Origin of the sequence: Bradyrhizobium elkanii USDA 76, assembly GCF_023278185.1 — a bacterium.
Lineage (GTDB): Bacteria > Pseudomonadota > Alphaproteobacteria > Rhizobiales > Xanthobacteraceae > Bradyrhizobium > Bradyrhizobium elkanii.
Genome location: NZ_CP066356.1, coordinates 6,179,420 through 6,195,305, shown reverse-complemented (window position 1 = coordinate 6,195,305; position 15,886 = coordinate 6,179,420). Strand labels below are relative to the sequence as shown.

12 protein-coding genes are annotated in these 15,886 nt (G+C 65.3%); 9 read left to right on the top strand and 3 right to left on the bottom strand.

Going from position 1 to position 15,886, the window contains the following annotated elements; genetic code table 11:
* Nucleotides 1–2 precede the first annotated feature (2 nt).
* The 5 genes from JEY66_RS29920 (at nt 3) to JEY66_RS29900 (ending at nt 5,103) form a co-directional block, all read left to right on the top strand.
* Nucleotides 3–1,118: a glycosyltransferase family 4 protein gene (locus JEY66_RS29920; protein ID WP_018270691.1), complete on the top strand. Its 1,116-nt coding sequence runs from the start codon at nt 3–5 to the stop codon at nt 1,116–1,118.
* Nucleotides 1,115–2,407, top strand: coding sequence for an O-antigen ligase family protein (locus JEY66_RS29915; RefSeq protein ID WP_018270692.1), 1,293 nt, complete (start codon nt 1,115–1,117; stop codon nt 2,405–2,407). The genes JEY66_RS29920 and JEY66_RS29915 overlap by 4 nt, the downstream gene beginning before the upstream one ends.
* Nucleotides 2,404–3,723: an MATE family efflux transporter gene (locus JEY66_RS29910; RefSeq protein WP_018270693.1), complete on the top strand. Its 1,320-nt coding sequence runs from the start codon at nt 2,404–2,406 to the stop codon at nt 3,721–3,723. Before JEY66_RS29915 ends, JEY66_RS29910 begins: the two co-directional genes overlap by 4 nt.
* Nucleotides 3,720–4,346, top strand: coding sequence for a class I SAM-dependent methyltransferase (locus JEY66_RS29905; protein ID WP_018270694.1), 627 nt, complete (start codon nt 3,720–3,722; stop codon nt 4,344–4,346). Before JEY66_RS29910 ends, JEY66_RS29905 begins: the two co-directional genes overlap by 4 nt.
* Before the next feature lie 85 nt (nt 4,347–4,431).
* On the top strand, nt 4,432–5,103 hold the full coding sequence (locus JEY66_RS29900; protein ID WP_018270695.1) for a class I SAM-dependent methyltransferase: 672 nt from the start codon (nt 4,432–4,434) through the stop codon (nt 5,101–5,103).
* 21 nt (nt 5,104–5,124) lie between these two features.
* Here JEY66_RS29900 and JEY66_RS29895 read toward each other — a convergent pair whose 3' ends face one another.
* The 3 genes from JEY66_RS29895 to JEY66_RS29885 all read right to left on the bottom strand — a co-directional run bounded on the left by JEY66_RS29895 (nt 5,125) and on the right by JEY66_RS29885 (nt 8,540).
* On the bottom strand, nt 5,125–5,844 hold the full coding sequence (locus JEY66_RS29895; RefSeq protein WP_018270696.1) for a class I SAM-dependent methyltransferase: 720 nt from the start codon (nt 5,842–5,844) through the stop codon (nt 5,125–5,127).
* Nucleotides 5,845–5,852: 8 nt separating this feature from the next.
* Complete coding sequence (locus JEY66_RS29890; protein WP_018270697.1) at nt 5,853–7,163, bottom strand: nucleotide sugar dehydrogenase; 1,311 nt, start codon at nt 7,161–7,163, stop codon at nt 5,853–5,855.
* Between the two features lie 72 nt (nt 7,164–7,235).
* Nucleotides 7,236–8,540, bottom strand: a complete 1,305-nt coding sequence (locus JEY66_RS29885) for a glycosyltransferase family 4 protein (RefSeq protein WP_018270698.1) — start codon at nt 8,538–8,540, stop codon at nt 7,236–7,238.
* Between the two features lie 117 nt (nt 8,541–8,657).
* Here JEY66_RS29885 and JEY66_RS29880 point away from each other — a divergent pair, with 117 nt between their 5' ends.
* From JEY66_RS29880 to JEY66_RS29865, 4 genes are all read left to right on the top strand, one after another.
* Nucleotides 8,658–9,908: a glycosyl hydrolase gene (locus tag JEY66_RS29880; protein WP_244620847.1), complete on the top strand. Its 1,251-nt coding sequence runs from the start codon at nt 8,658–8,660 to the stop codon at nt 9,906–9,908.
* Nucleotides 9,909–10,012: 104 nt separating this feature from the next.
* Nucleotides 10,013–12,199, top strand: a complete 2,187-nt coding sequence (locus JEY66_RS29875; protein WP_018270700.1) for a bi-domain-containing oxidoreductase — start codon at nt 10,013–10,015, stop codon at nt 12,197–12,199.
* Complete coding sequence (locus JEY66_RS29870) at nt 12,196–14,184, top strand: heparinase II/III family protein (RefSeq protein WP_018270701.1); 1,989 nt, start codon at nt 12,196–12,198, stop codon at nt 14,182–14,184. Before JEY66_RS29875 ends, JEY66_RS29870 begins: the two co-directional genes overlap by 4 nt.
* On the top strand, nt 14,181–15,335 hold the full coding sequence (locus JEY66_RS29865) for a glycosyltransferase (protein WP_018270702.1): 1,155 nt from the start codon (nt 14,181–14,183) through the stop codon (nt 15,333–15,335). Before JEY66_RS29870 ends, JEY66_RS29865 begins: the two co-directional genes overlap by 4 nt.
* Nucleotides 15,336–15,886: the final 551 nt, after the last annotated feature.

Below are 15,886 nucleotides of genomic sequence, written 5' to 3'. Positions count from 1 at the left end.
CCATGGCGTCGCGCGTGGTCGTCTTCAACAACATGATCACACCTTACACCAACCGTCTCTACAACGAGCTGGCCAGCCGTGGGCTGGATCTCGCCGTACTGTCCTGTACGCCGCAGGAGGCCGATCGCGCCTGGGCCGGCTCGTTCACGCCGCGCTACGTCACGCGCACGGTGCCGGGTGTATCGATCCCGCTGTCGCGGTCGCGTCACACCCATGTCAATATCGGAATCGGACGTGCCTTGAATGCGCTCGCGCCCGACCTGCTGTTCGTCAACGGCCTGTATCCCTCGATGCTGGCCGGCGCGGCATGGGCGCGCACCAACGGCAAGGCGCTCGCGCTGACGATCGACGGCTGGCGCGAGACGATGCCGAACACCGCCTATCACCGTCTGGCGCGGCCCTGGCTGCTGCGCCAGTGCGACGCAGTGGTGTGTTGCAGCGACAAGGGCAGGGCGTATTTCCGCGGCGAGGGCGTTCGTGCCGACGATCTGTTCGTGGTGCCGCTGGTGCCGGCATGGGATCCGCCGGCGATTGTGCCGGCATTCCACGACCGTCCATTTCATCTGCTCTGGTGCGCCCGCCTCAATGACGACGCCAAGAACGCGATCTTCTTCGAGAACGTCGCGATCGCGCTTGGCCGGATCGTGCCCGGGCTGAAGGTGCGCGTGGTCGGGTCCGGCGCCGCCGAACAGCGCATGCTGGCGCGGCTCGGCGGTGCCGGCATCGATGTCCGCCACGACCGCTACCTGCCGTGGCAGGCGATATCGGACGTCTTTCTGCAGTCGCGGCTGCTGCTGCTGCCCTCATTGCTGGAACCATGGGGCCTGGTGTGCAACGAGGCCCTGCAGTGCGGGGTTCCCTGCCTGGTGTCTCCCCATGTCGGGGCAGGCGGTGAGTTGGTCCGTGACCAGGACAATGGTTATGTTTGCGCGCTCGATGAACAGGTTTGGGTCGATGCGGCGCGCGGCTTGCTCGAACATCCCGCGCGCTGGGAAGCGATGTCGCGGCACGCCCGGCAGAGCGTGCGACGCGATGCGCTTGCCGACGCCGCGGCGCGTTTCACCGCCGCGGTCGATCACCTCTTGAGGGCGCCGGCCCGGCAGGAGGCCGTGCAATGATCGGCAGATGGTGGCTGCGAACCGATGTCTTTCTGCACGCCTATCTGGTGATGGTGCTCGGCTGCATCTATTTCCTGTTCAATTTCATCGAGGGCATCTCGTTCGCGGAAAGGGCCGGGGAATCCACGCTGTTCCGCGGCGCATGGCTGCTGCTCTACCTCCTCTTGATGCTGCACGTTGCGATCGACCGGCAGCGCTTCGGCCTGCTGATGCTGCAATCGCATCTCTACCTGACGTTCATCGCCTTCGCCCTGGTATCGCTGGCGCTGAGCGCCGACCCCGCCGGCTCGTCGATCAAGTTCGCGATGTATCTGCTGACCACGATGTTCTCGGCGTGGGTTGTGATCAGCTGCCCGGTCGATCGTCTCGTCGATACGCTGTTCCGGATCGGGATCGTGGTGCTGATCGTTCACGTTCTGCTGTTTCCGGTAATCGGCTCGCAATGGGATTACGACCCGCTGCACCGGCCGACGGTGCTCGGAACCCAGGCCTATGCCGGCGTGTTCGGTCACAAGAACCTCGCGGGCGCCTTCTTCGGCCTGATGGTGCTGATCTGCTTCGTGCGCATGCTGGCAGGACCGCGGCGGCAATTCGGCTGGACGCTGCTGCTGATGGGATGTCATTTTTTCGCGCTCGCCGCGGCCGGCGCCGCAGGACCGCTGATCAGCATGTTGACGGCGCTTGCCGTGACCTTCGGGCTGCTGCTGGTGGTGCTCGGGCACAGGGGCGCTGCCTCGATCTACTGGCTCGGCCTCGCCTTCGTTGCGCTTGTCGTGTTCGCCGTGCCGAGCGACGAGTTGTACGGGCTGGTCGGCCGCAGTGGAAACCTGACCGGCCGCTCGTTCCTCTGGTCGGTCTGGCCGCACTTCTTCTGGCAGCACCCCTGGCTCGGCTACGGGTTTTCGGGATTCTTCAACGAACTGCCGAACTCGCCCGTGAACGAACTGACGAGCATGGCGCCGTGGAATACCGAGTTCGGCTCATTCGAGAATTCCTATCTCGACGCCTTTCTCCAGTTCGGCCTGCTGGGCGGTGCGCTCTATATGCTGCTGCTGGCGCTCGCATTGTGGAACACCATCGTCTTCGCGTTCGAGCGGAGAGGGATGTACTGTATGGCGCCGTTCGCGATGCTGCTGTTCGTCGTGATCGCGTCGGCCAATGACTCCAGCCAGCTGCTGCACAATTATTTCGGCTGCGTGCTGGTGTTCTGGTGCTATTTCGGCCCGGAGGCCAGGCTGCAAATGGCGCCGCGGCGGACGTTCAACAGACTACGGGTGAGTGAGGCGTGAGCGCGTTGACCGACAGGCTGGACCGGGCGGCGGCCCAGACCCGGGTCGCCGGTGCCATGAGCGGATTGCTTCGCCGGCTGCGGCGTGCCGGGGGCAATGTCGCGCTTGGCCTGATCGATCAGGCGCTGCTGAGCGGGTCCGCCTTCGTGCTGACGATCGTGCTCGCCAATGTGCTCGACATCAATTCATTCGGCAGGTTCAGCGTCGCCTGGTCATTCTCGATCCTGATCGAGGCGGTGTTTCTGCGCGGCCTGTTCGACGACGGGTTGCCGGCGACCGCGCACCGCATCCCGAAATCGCTATGGCCGCAGCTGCGGCTCGGCCTCTATCTGTCGTCACTGCTCGCCTCGGGTGCGCTCGGCCTTCTGCTGGTGAGTGCGGGCCTTGTAATCGTCGCCGTCGGCGGAGACGCCGGTGGGCTCGTGATCGCAACCGGGCTTGCGATCCCGGCGGTTCGCCTGCAGAGCATGTTCCGCCGGATTTGCTATCTCGACGGCAGACTGCCGCGCGCGCTGGCGTCCTCGCTGACCTATTGCGTGGCGCTGGTCGTCTCGGCCGGGCTGATGATCGCGCTCAAGCTCGCCGGCGCGACGGCGGCGATGGCGTGTATCGCGATCTCGGCCGCGCTCGCCGGCAGCCTGCTGCTGGCCCGCACCAGCGAGCTGGCCCGGCCGCAAGCCAGAATCTTCCGCGGTTCGCTGCAGCGGCTGTTTCGAAACGGTCGCTGGTTCGTCGCGACCTCGCTCACCTACTGGATCGGCAGCATCGGGCTGATCCCGGTCTGCGGCTTTCTCATCGGGCTGGACGCGAGCGCGTCGCTGCGGATCCTGCTGTTGGTGTTCGCACCGCTCAGCCAGTTCTGCGCGACGATGTTCTCGGTTCGCCTACCGGAAATCGCGGCCGAACTGCGCGCCGGCCGGCGCAGCGCAGTCGCCGCGGCCGCGCGCGAAAATGCCCTGCTGCTCGGGTCGATCGCGGCCGCCTACGGCACGGCGGTCGTGCTGCTCGGCCAGCGCATTCTGGCGCTTGTCATCCACGGACAGAGCTATGAGATCGGCACCGGCAGCCTCGCCTTGATGGGCGCGGCGATGGCGCTCGACGCGGTGTGGCTCGGCCTCGCGCTGCCGCTGTTTGCGACCGGCAAACCGCAGCGATTCATGCTGAGCCGGATCGCCGGCCTTGTCGCGCTGTGCTGCGTCCTGCCGTTCGCGGCGGAGGCCTGGCAGGTGATGGGCGCGGTTGCGGCGATGGTGGCCTCCAGCGCGGCGTCGGTGATCACGGTTGTGCTGACCAATTCGGCGCGGGAGCGGACATGACCGACGACGCGCGCGGCGGATCGCTCGAAAAGCTGCATATCGGCGCCTTCAATTGCGGCATCGACGGCTGGATCAATACCGACATCACGATGCACCTGTGGATCGCGCGGATGCCGTTCGCGGCGAAAGCGCTGCATCTCGCCGGTGTGCTGAGCGATGCCCGCTATGCCGAGCATCGCCAGGGCAAGTTCGCCGGGCTGCGCCACATGAACCTGACCAGGCCGCTGCCGTTCGCGGATCGCAGCCTCTCGGCGGTGTTCAGCGCGCATGTCTTCGAGCACCTGTTTCCCGACGAGGTCGAGCGGCTGGCGCGCGAGATCGCGCGGGTGCTGGCGCCCGGCGGGGTGTGCCGGATCGTCGTCCCCGACATGGAGCGGATCGTCGCGCTCTACGATCCGGCGGCGCCGCAGGCTTTCCTCAAGGGCGTGTTCGAGATCGATCGCCGCAAGGAGGCCGCCTTTGCGCATCACTGGGGCTTTACCCGTGCCTCGCTCGCGGCCCTGTTCCGCGACGCCGGCTGTTCGGAAACCCACACCCGTGCCTATCGCGAGGGCGTTTGTCCCGACATCGACCGTCTCGACAACCGGCCGGACGAGTCGATCTACTTCGAGGCCATCAAGTGAGCGCGACAGGAAAATCGATGCATCGTTGGGTGAGGGATCGCGCAGGCCGTGCCAGTTCGAACCGACCGGTAGCAGGAGACTGACCTTGCTGGGTGCGATCCAAGCCCGATTTTCCAATGCGGCACGCCAGCGGCGCGGCGAATTCCTCGTCCGCACCGTAAACCTGCCGCTCGACGCGAAGATCCTCGATCTCGGCGGCGGCACCGGCCGGCACATTCGCGCGATCCTGCCCCGCCATACCGACATCACGGTTTGCGACATATCGGCCGACGATTTGAAGGCCGCGCGCGAGCGCTTCGGCTTCAAGACCGTTCTGCTGCAGGAGACCGAGCGCCTGCCGTTCGACGATCAGGCGTTCGACTTCTGCTTCTGCTCGTCGGTGATCGAACACGTCACCGGACCAAAGCAGGATGTCGTCGCGATCGAGAGCGACGCAACGTTCCTGAATATCGCGCGCGAGCACCAGAACCGCTTTGCGGGCGAGATCTCGCGGGTCGCGAAGTCCTTCTACGTGCAGACGCCGTACCGGTATTTTCCGATCGAGAGCCATACCTGGCTGCCGGGCATCATCGTTCTGCTGCCGAGGCGGCTGCAGATCGCGCTGATCAATATATTCAATCGCTTCTGGTTCAAGCGGACCGCGCCCGACTGGCACCTGTTCGACTGGCGCGAGATGACGGAAACATTTCCCGACGCGAAGATCTATCGCGAACGCTATCTCGGCATGACCAAGTCGCTGATGGCGATCAAGGCCTGAGGCGGCCATCCGCCTGCCACGTCAATCGTCGCGCCGGGCCAGGATGTTGATCAGCGTGCCCACTGCGGGTTGGCGATCGAGCGCCGGGGGGAGCGGGGAACCGGCAAAGCTGCTCCCCAGCATCGTGAGGCCGTGTTGTCGGAGCAGACCCTGCATGGCCGCCGGCGAGGTGTCGAATTTGGAGAACGCGAGATAGCGAAACAGCGGCCGCGCCGACACGCGTGAAGAGGCCGCATGCGCGAGCTTGTAGCCCCGGCGCAGCAGCGAGTCTCGATTGGGGATCGAGAGCAGCAGCAGCCCGCGAGGCCTGAGCACACGATGAATCTCGGCGAGGCACTGCGCCACGTCGGGAACATATTCCAGCACGCTCGCGCACAGCGCGCCGTCGAAGGATCGATCGGGAAACGGCAGGCTAGCGATGGTCGGGATCTGCTGGAATGTGAGGCGCCCGGCGAGCGTGCCGTCGGCGAGGTGGCTGCGAGCCGCCGCAATCATCTCCGATGAGGCGTCGACGCCGGTGACGTCGCAGCCGCGCGCGGCGAGCAGGCGGGACAGCGTTCCGGTGCCGCACCCGGCGTCGAGCCAGCGCTGCCCGTTGAGGTCCGCATTGCCGACCAGACCGAACATCGCGGCCGTCCGCGCCTTGAAGGTACGGCTCTGATGCAGCGTCTCCCATCCCGACGAAATCTCGTCGTGAAAGCGGATTTCGGGTCGCTCGCGGGTCTGGCCCATGGTGGCCATGATATTCCCTACCAGTGAAAGCCGCTCACTTTGGCGCGCACCTGCTCGGGCAATCCGATCTCCGACAGTTCGAGCACGACCTGGTCGGGACGGGTCGCAGTCAGCGCCGCAACGAAGCGCGGATCGGCCGTCGTCAGCACGATAATGTCGGCCCACTCGATGGTCGCGGTCACATCGTCGTTCAACAGGCCGACCAGCTCCGGATTGCGCATCAGGAATTCCCGGTTGGCGCCGATCAGTTGCGACAGCTGCACATTGGGGTCGTAGATCCGGATGTCGCGCCGCTCGCCGCGCAGGCTCTTCACCAGCCTCACGAAGGGACTGTCGCGGACATCGTCGGTGCCGGCCTTGAAGCTGATTCCGAGGAATGCGATGCGGCGGCCCTCATGCGACAGGATCCAGTCGGCGCCGCGCGACATGATCATGTCATTGCTCGGCAGGATGCTTTCGAGCACCGGCGTCGACAGTCCGCGGCTGTGTGCAAGGTGTTTCAGCGCCTTGACGTCCTTGGGCAGGCACGAGCCGCCGAAGGCGAAGCCTGGCCGCAAATAGGCCGGCGAGATGTTGAGCCTTGTGTCCTGCATGAAGATGTTCATGACGTCGCGCCCGTCGATGCCGAGCGTCTTCGCGATCGTGCCGATCTCGTTGGCAAAGCTGACCTTGAGCGCATGCCAGCTGTTGTCGACATATTTCACCAGTTCCGCGGTCTCGACCGGCGGCGTGATCTTGGCGCCCGGCAGGTCCTTGTAAAGCGCCATGACGCGGTCGGCGGTTTCCTGGTTGAAGGCGCCGACCACGGTCTTGGACGGCGCGTTGAAATCCGCAATCGCGCTGCCCTCGCGCAGGAACTCCGGATTGAAGGCGAGGTCGAAGTCGCGTCCGATCCTGTTGCCGGAGGCTTCCTCGATCAGCGGCCCGACGGTGCCGCGGGTGGTGCCGGGCAGCACGGTAGAGCGGATCGTCACGGTGTGCGGTGCGTTCTTGGCGCGCAGTCCGCGGCCGATCTCGATCGCGACCTGTCGGATCGCGGTCAGGTCGAGATTGCCGTTGCCGGACGAGGGCGTGCCGACGCAGACCATCGATATGTCGCTGTTGACGATCGCTTCGGTGGCGTCGGTGGTCGCGGTCAGCTGACCGGTTGCCACCGCGCGCGCCACCTTGTCCGAGATGCCCGGCTCGACGACCGGCGATCTGCCTCCGCGGATCAGGTCGACCTTCGCAACGCTCTTGTCGACGCCGATGATCTGATGGCCGAGCTCGGTGAAGCAGGCGGCGCAGACCGTTCCGACATAGCCGAGGCCGAAAATGCTGACGTTCATGCTTCGACCTTCAACAATCCAGGACGTGCGCGTGGCCGCGTCGCGTTTGACGTGAGTGAAGCGGCTGCGCGTTCAAGACGATGCCCGCCCGGCGGCTGCGTTCGCGCTGGACGGTTCCGAGGTCGGCCGCTCGGCGGGTGCATGCGCGCGCGGCGCACGGCTTTGCGCGGGCACCGTCCCGGCAAACAACGACTCATAGGCCGCAAGCAGCTTCGGCTCCTCATGTGTCCACGACAGCGCACGCTCGACGCGGTTGCGGCCAAATGCCCCCATCGACTGCCGCAATGACGGATCGTCGATCAACGTAATGATCTTGCTGGCGAAATCCCTCGGATCGTTCTTCGCGGCATAGAGCGAGGCGTCGAGCGCCGAGCGGCGGCCTTCGCGGACGTCGAACTGAACGATCGGCCGTCCGAGCGCCATGTACTCCATGATCTTGTTCATGGTGGAGATGTCGTTCATCGGCGTGACGCGGTCCGGATTGACGCAGACGTCGGCGGTCGAGAGCATCGTGAACAGCGCGTCATCCGCGATGGCGCCGGTGAAGTTCACGTAGTCGGAGAGCTGCATCTCCTCGCAGAGCTTGACCACCGCATTCCACTCCGGCCCGGTGCCGGCGATGTTGAACTGGATGTCGGTGCGGCCGAGATCGTGCACAATGTGGCCGATCGACTGCAGCAAGAGATCAATGCCTTCCGATTGGCCGATCACGCCGACATAGCCGACGCTGTAGCGTCGGCCACGGCGCCAGGCCGGATCGGCCGGCCGCGAACGCACCCGGTCGAGATTGGGGCCGGATCGCACCACGAAAACCCGGTTGGCCGGCATGCCGCCGCGCGCGATCGCGATCTCGCGATAGGATTCGTTGGTCGCGATCGAGATGCTCGCCGTCTTGAAGGTGAGATACTCGACCAGCCGCAGCAGCTGCCAAAAGAAGTCCCTGCGGCCGAATTTTGCTTCGTAGAGCTCGGGATTGACGTCGTGATGATCGAACACGAAGCGCTTGCCGCCGAGCTTGAACAACAGGCCGATCAGGAAGATGAGGTCGGGGGGATTGCAGCCCTGGATCACGTCGAAGCCGTGCTTCCACGCCACCTTGATCGCCAGCAGCGTTTCCCAGAACAGTGCGACCGGATATTCGATCAGGTAGGCGGCGATCCCGCGCGCCTCCACCGGCATCGGATGACGGTAGATGTGAATGCCCTCGAGGCATTCGTAGGATTCGTCATGGCCGCGGCCCTTCGGGCAGATCACCGAAACTTCATAACCCGCCTTGCGCAGCGACGTTGCTTCGCACCACACCCTGCGATCGAAAGGAACCGGAAGGTTCTCGACGATGATCAGGATCCGCCGCGGTGATGGTTCAGCTCTCGACATCTGCGATGATCTATACCATTGACCTAACAACATCACAATCCGACTAACATCGGCATTAACATGCGCGGCTTCCACTATGCAATCCCGACGCGGATGTGACGGCGACGAGACAGGGACATGGCAGGCAGAGTGAGGGATTGGGGCCAAAGGGCATTGATTGCGCTGGTTTTGAGCGCGCTGCTGCCGCTGGCCTACAAATGGCCGCTGCAGTGGGCTGGTTTGACGGCATACGATGCGCTCAATGCGAGCCGCGTGAATGCGGTGATCCCGCCGACGCTTTTCGGCATGACGATCAACGCGATCGGGCAGTCGCAGTCAAAGTCGCAGCCCTGGCCCGAGCTCAAATTCGACGGCGTTCGGCTGTGGGGCGCGATCTACTGGGCGCAGATCAATCCGGCGCCCGGCATCTACAATTGGGCGCGCTTCGACGCCATCCTTGCCGCGGCGGAGCGCGAGCACGTCGAGATCGTCCTCAATCTCGCCTATACGCCGCGATGGGCCGCGTCGGTGAAGGATGCGCCGCCGGCGTTCACGCCGGGCGCAAGCTCACCGCCGGCCGATCTCGCGTCATGGGACGACTGGGTGCGTGCGGCGGTCACGCGTGCCGCCGGCCGCATCAAATACTGGGAAATCTGGAACGAGCCCGAGGATCCCAAATATTACTCGGGCAATATCGCGACTATGGTCCAGCTGCAGAAGCGGGCCTACGAGATCATTAAAGCCAGCGATCCCACGCTGACCGTGCTGACGCCGCCGTCCAATGGCACGCCGGACGGGTATCGCTGGCAAGAAGCCTTCATGGCGCAAGGTGGCGGACAATATGCCGATGTGTTCGCCTTCCACGGCTACACGAGCGAACCCGAGGCGGTGCTCGGAATCATTGCGCGCTTCAAGAAAATCCTCGCCGCGCACGACCTGTCCGCGAGGCCGATCTGGGACACCGAGGCCGGCTGGTCCTCCTATGAGGACAATCCCGACGGGTGTCTGGCGCGCGCATACATCCTGAAATGGATCAGCGGTGTCGACCGCTTCTATTGGTACGAGTTTGCCGGAGGCGGCAGCGACTTTGGAAAATTATGGGACCCGGTGCGCGGGCTGCTGCCGAGCGGAATTGCCTACCGCACGATCCAGTCCTGGCTGGTCGGTGCAAGCGTCGTGGCGGCAGGCAGGACGTCGCCGTCGACCTGGCGCGTCGAGCTTCGCATGCCGGATGGCCGCAACGGTCTGATCCTCTGGACCACCAAGGGCCGGTCCGTTTATCGGGTCGACCCGCATTTTAGCCTCTACCAGGGCCTCGACGGCGGCGAAGGGCCTGTCGCCAGCGGCGAGGTCGAGATCTCGCCAAAACCGGTCCTGTTGCTGGAATGATAACAATGTTAAGTCTCCGGCAATGAGATAATTATGACCTGGCTTCATTGCGGGCGGCGGGCGCGATACAAGGAGCGCTGTTAACTTGAGGCGATTGACCGACCGTGAAGCAGATCGCGCAGAACTATAAGAGCGGCGAACTCAAGCTGATCGATGTGCCGGCGCCGCGCTGCCGCCCCGGCGGGGTTTTGGTGCGCACGGCGTTCTCCGCGGTGTCGACCGGCACCGAGATGATGAAGTTCACCGAAGGCCGCCTGTCGCTGTTCGGCAAGGCGCGCGCGCGACCCGACCAGGTTGCCAAGGTGGTGAGCTCGGTCCGCCAGCAGGGGTTGCTCGCGACCTATCAGAAGGTGATGAACCGCCTCGATTCCTACACGCCGCTCGGCTACTCGCTGTCGGGCACCGTGGTGGAGGTCGGCGAGGGCGTCGGCGGCTTCTCGGTCGGACAGCGCGTCTGCTGCGGCGGCAATCAATATGCAACCCACGCCGAATACAATTGGGTGCCGGTGAACCTTTGCGTGCCGCTGCCGGACAGCGCTGCGCTGGACCAGGCCGCATTCACCACGATCGCCTCGATCGCGCTGCAGGCGATGCGCCAGTCGGAGATCCGCTTCGGCGAGACCGCCTGCGTGATCGGTCTTGGCCTGATCGGGCAGATCATGGTGCGGCTGCTGCGCAGCGCCGGTGTCGTGGTCGCCGGGCTTGACAGGCTGGAGGCGCGATGCCGGCAGGCGGAGGCTGCGGGCGCCGCGGTCTGTGCCGTCGCATCGGATGATGCCGCGGCCGAATTCCGCGCCCGGATCGACCAGCTGACCGCAGGCAACGGCGTCGATTGCGTGTTCATCACCGCGGGCAGCGACGATCCCGATCTCGCATCACGTTCGGCGGCATTGCTGCGCGACCGCGGCCGCATTGTCGATATCGGCAAATGCACGCTGAACCTGCCGTGGAACGAATTCTACGACAAGGAGCTCGACGTGCGCTTCTCGCGCTCCTACGGCCCTGGCCGCTACGATCCGCTCTATGAGGAGGGCGGCATCGATTATCCGATCGGTCATGTGCGCTGGACCGAGAAGCGCAACATGGAAGCGATCGTTGGGTTGCTCGCCGACGGGCGGCTGGATTTCTCCTCGCTGATTTCCGAAATGGTACCGCTGGAGCAGGCGACGTCGGCGTTCGAGCGCATGAGCCGCGGCGAGGTCGGCCTCGGCATGGTGTTCGCCTATCCGGACGCCGCTCCCCGCGCGATGCAGATGATCTATCGTCCGGCGGTTGCCTCGCGCAGCGGCCGGGTGCGGCTCGGCGTCATCGGCGCCGGCAATTATGCCTCCAGCATGCTGTTGCCGCAGCTTGCGAGCAACCAGCGCGTCGATCTCGTCGAGGTCGCCACCAATACCGGCCTGAGCGGCACCACTGCGGTCCGCAAATTCGGCTTCGCGCGCGCCTCGACGGACGCGGCATCGGTGCTCGGCGCCGACGACATCGATGCCGTGCTGATCGCAACGCGCCATGCCTCCCATACCGACCTCGCGACGCAGGCGCTGCGCGCCGGCAAGGCGGTGTTTGTCGAAAAGCCCTTGGCGATCGATACAAACTCGCTCGATCGATTGGAGCAGGTGATCCGGGAAACCGGCAACAACCGGCTGATGGTCGGCTTCAACCGCCGCTTTTCGCCGCTGCTGCAGGGCATGCGCGCGACGTTCGCGCCGGCAGGACCGCAGACCCTGCAATATCGTGTCATGGCCGGGCCGCTGGAGAAGTCATCCTGGTATCTGCAGGCCGAAAGCGAAGGCAGCCGCTTCGTCGGCGAGGGCGGCCATTTCATCGACGTGCTGTGCTGGTGGCTCGGCGCCGGGCCGGTGCGTGTCTTCGCGAGCACGGCGGGCAAGGACGTCGACAATCTGGTCGCCACCTTCGATTTTGCCGACGGTTCGGTCGCAAGCCTCAGCTATCTCACCGGCGGCGATCCGCGGGTGCCGAAGGAAGCGCTCGAGATATCGGCAAGCACGGGTTTTGCCGCCTTCGACAATTTCTCGGGCTTCGAGGTCTGGCACGCCGGACAGCGCACGGCCAAGACAGCGCGGCTCGACAAGGGCCAGCGGCCGATGCTGGATGCCTTCATCGCTGCGGTCGCATCGGGAGCTGCGATGCCGATTGTGCTCGACTCGCTGCTGGCGACCACGCGCGCAACACTTGCCGTCCAGGAAAGCGCGGCCGCCGGGATGCCGATCGATCTGACGGCCGGCGCGGCGGAGCAGGGCGTCGCGCGCGCCTCGACTGCGTTGAGATGAATCCGGCCTGGTATCTGCGCAGGCTGCAGCGCATGGAGCCGTCCGAGCTTGCCGGACGGGTGAACGACCAGGTGCTGCATCTGCTCTGGCGGATCACTCCGCCCGATATCGCACGGCGCGCCGGCGCCAAGCTCGCTCCCGGCCCGCGGCAGCCGCGCCTGAAGCCGCTGCCTTTGCCCGCCCACGCCCCGGGACAGGCCGCCGAACGGCTGATCCAGAGCGCCGACCGGATTCTCGCCGGGCAGTGGCGGATTTTCGCCAGGGATCATGGGGCCCTCGGCGAACGGCCCGACTGGTTCGTCGATATCAGAAGCGGGAAGCGGGCGCCGGCCGGCGTGCACGCATTCGCGGTTCCCTATCGTGACGAAAGCGCGGTCGGAAACATCAAATACATCTGGGAGCCGTCGCGTCACCACCATCTCACGGTGCTCGCGACCGCGTATTACCTGACCTCCGACGAGCGCTACGCCAGGCGCGCGGCCGAGCATCTGGTGAGCTGGTGGCGCGAAAATCCGTTCCCGCGCGGCCCGCACTGGATCAGCGGCATCGAGCTTGGCGTGCGGCTGATCTCGTGGGCCTGGGTGCGCCAGCTGCTGCAGAATTGGCCCGGCGCTGCTGCGTTGTTCGAAAACAACGATCTGTTCCTGACGCAGCTCTATGCGCATCAATACTGGCTGTCGCAGTTCCCAAGCCGTGGCTCCTCGGCCAACAACCACCTCATCGCGGAGGCTGCCGGGCAGTTCGTGGCGGCTTGCGTGTTTCCGTTCTTCCAGGACAGTGCGCGATGGCGTGAGCAATCGGCCGGCACGCTGGCACACGAAGCCGTTGCGCAGACGCTTGCCTGCGGCAGCAACAGTGAGCTCGCGACCGACTATCACGGCTTTGTTCTCGAACTGCTGCTGGCGGCGGCAGTGCAGGGCCAGTCGTCCGGACATCCGCTTGGCGATGCGGTCTGGACCACGATGTGCCGCATGAGCGACGTCATTGCCGCGATGCTGGACGATCGCGGTCATCCGCCGCGGCAGGGCGACGGTGACGACGGCATCGGCCTGTTGCTCGACGATCACGCTGGCAATCGCTGGCTCGGCTTGCTCGCCACCGGTGCGCGCCTGTTCGGCGAGCTGCCATGGTGGCCCAAATCGCCGGAGCCCGATCTGCGCACCCTTGTGCTCACCGAAGGCAATGAGGCCCGTGCGATCGCTGGGCGGCCCAAGCACCGCCCGCATTTGCTTGAAGGGGCGGGACAGGCCTTTCTGATCGATTCCGAGCGCGCGGTGTGGTGCCGTTGTGACCACGGCCCGCATGGCTTCGGCCGCATTGCCGCCCACGCCCATGCGGACGCGCTGTCGCTCGAATGCAGGATCGGTGGTGTGGAGATCTTCGCCGACCCCGGCACCTATTGCTACCATGGCGATCCGCGATGGCGGGCCTACTTCCGCTCCACGCTGGCGCACAACACGCTCTGCCTGTTCGCGCGCGACCAGTCGGTGTCGGGCGGGCCGTTTCTCTGGACACGGCATGCGCAGACCCGGCTTGTCGCAGCAAGCGGCCTTGACGATCGCGATGCGGATGCGAGCTGGGTTGCGGAGCATTCGGGATATCGGGGCGAAGCAGGTGTCGTGCATCGCCGCTCGGTGCAATTGCAGCGTCAGGCGGCGCGGCTCGTCGTCACCGATGTCGTGCTTGCCGATGAAGGGCTTGCGGTGCAGGCGAGCCTCAGCTGGCATCTCGGTCCCGACGTCGAATGCAGGCTCGAAGGGCACAGGGCGCAGCTGGCATGGCCGGGCGGGCGCGGCGAGCTCGATCTGCCGGCGGCACTGAGCTGGATGCCGCATCGGGGTGACGAGACCATGCCGGCCGGCTGGTATTCGCCGTCCTTCGATCTCAAGGTGCCCTCAGCGACGCTGATCGGCTCCGGTACGCTCGCGGGCGGCCAAAGCCTGGTGACCGAGCTGCGCTGGTTCTCTGATCCGGCCCGATCATGAAGATCCTGGTCGCCCACAACAGGTATCAGGGACGCGGCGGCGAGGACGTCGTGTTTGAAGCGGAAGTGGACCTGCTGCGCGCCGCAGGACACAGCGTTGAAACGCTCACGGTCAGCAACGAGACGATCAATTCGCTCCCCGCACGCATCACGACCACGCTGTCGATCGCCGATAATGCGGAGGGAAAGCGGGTCGTGGCGGAGGCGATCGACCGCTTTCGCCCCGACGTCGTGCACGTCCACAATTTCTTCCCGCTGCTGTCGCCCGCCGTGTTCGATCTCTGCCGGCAAAAGCGCGTGCCCGCGGTGGTGACGCTGCACAATTATCGCACCATCTGCACCGGCGGCATGCTGCTGCGCGACGGCCGCATCTGCCACAAGTGCCTGGACCGTGGACATCGCTGGGGCGTCGTGCACCGCTGCTACCGCGGATCGCTTCCGGGCTCGATCGCTTCGGCCTACATGATCGAGCAGCACCAGCGCCGCGGCACCTGGACGCGTCCCGGGCTGCGCCTGATCGCGCTGACGCAGTTTGCCAAAACCCTGTTCGCGCAGGCCGGCTTCGACGCCGACCGGATCGACGTGAAGCCGAACTTCATCGCCGATCCGGGGGCGCCCGATTGGGCGGCGGCGCGCAGCGGGCTGCTTTACGTTGGACGGCTGAGCCGCGAGAAGGGCGTCGGCGTGCTGCTCGATGCCGTTGCCGGGACCGGCATGCCCTTGCGGATCGTGGGCGAGGGGCCTGAGCGCCTCGCGCTCGAGGCTCGGGCGCCCGGCCATGTCGCGTTCCTGGGCGGGCTCTCGCGCGGTGAGGTGCTGCGGGAAATGGCGAATGCCGAGGCATTGGTGGTGCCGTCGCTGTGGTACGAGGGATTTCCGATGGTCGTGGTCGAAGCCTTCGCGCGAGGCACGCCGGTGATCGCCTCCGGGATCGGCGGACTTGCCGAGGTGGTGACCGCCGGCAAGACCGGCGCGCTGGTGCCGCCGGGCGACGCGGCCGCGCTCGGAAAGCGGATCGGTGAGGTTCTCGGCGCCGCCGGCCTGACCGCCGCATGGGGACGGGCCGCACGGGCCGCCTATCTCGAGCACTACGCGCCGGACGAGAACCGCAGAATGCTCGAGGCCATCTACGCGCGCGCCGCCAGGGGATGATCGCCGCAGGTCGGCGCTCGGCCCGCGATCGGGCCTCGTGCCGCCCGTTCCATGCGCGTCGCTAACATGTTGCGCCAAATCTGATGTTAATTTGTTACAATGCGGCGTCCGGTCGGCGTCGCGCCAGGTTTTGATCGCGCGGTCGAACGGCGCTGATTCTGCGGGTGATTCCTCGGATCTCGCTTGATCGAGCCCGCAAACTGCGGCCAGGCGGCGTTATAACACTGGCCGGCGGGGCGCCGGCTGCGAAGTTTGACGCTTTTTTGCAAAACGTCTCACGCGATGCAGAAATATTTTTTTCAGATCAGAAAATCCCATCGAAGCGCTCGCGGCATCAGTGAAATTCAGCGCGCCCGCGGTATCCCGGGCCCCCGTGAAACCCCGTATAATCACTACCTTTTTTGCGCCGCGGCTAACATTGGTGATTGCCCTGCGCTGAATGTTATAGTGCATACGAAGTGGTGCTAAGTCTCACATAAATCTCAGGGAACCAGGTGTTAACAGCGCATTGCTGATTGACACTCCGGCCTAGCGGACTTAACAATGGACTT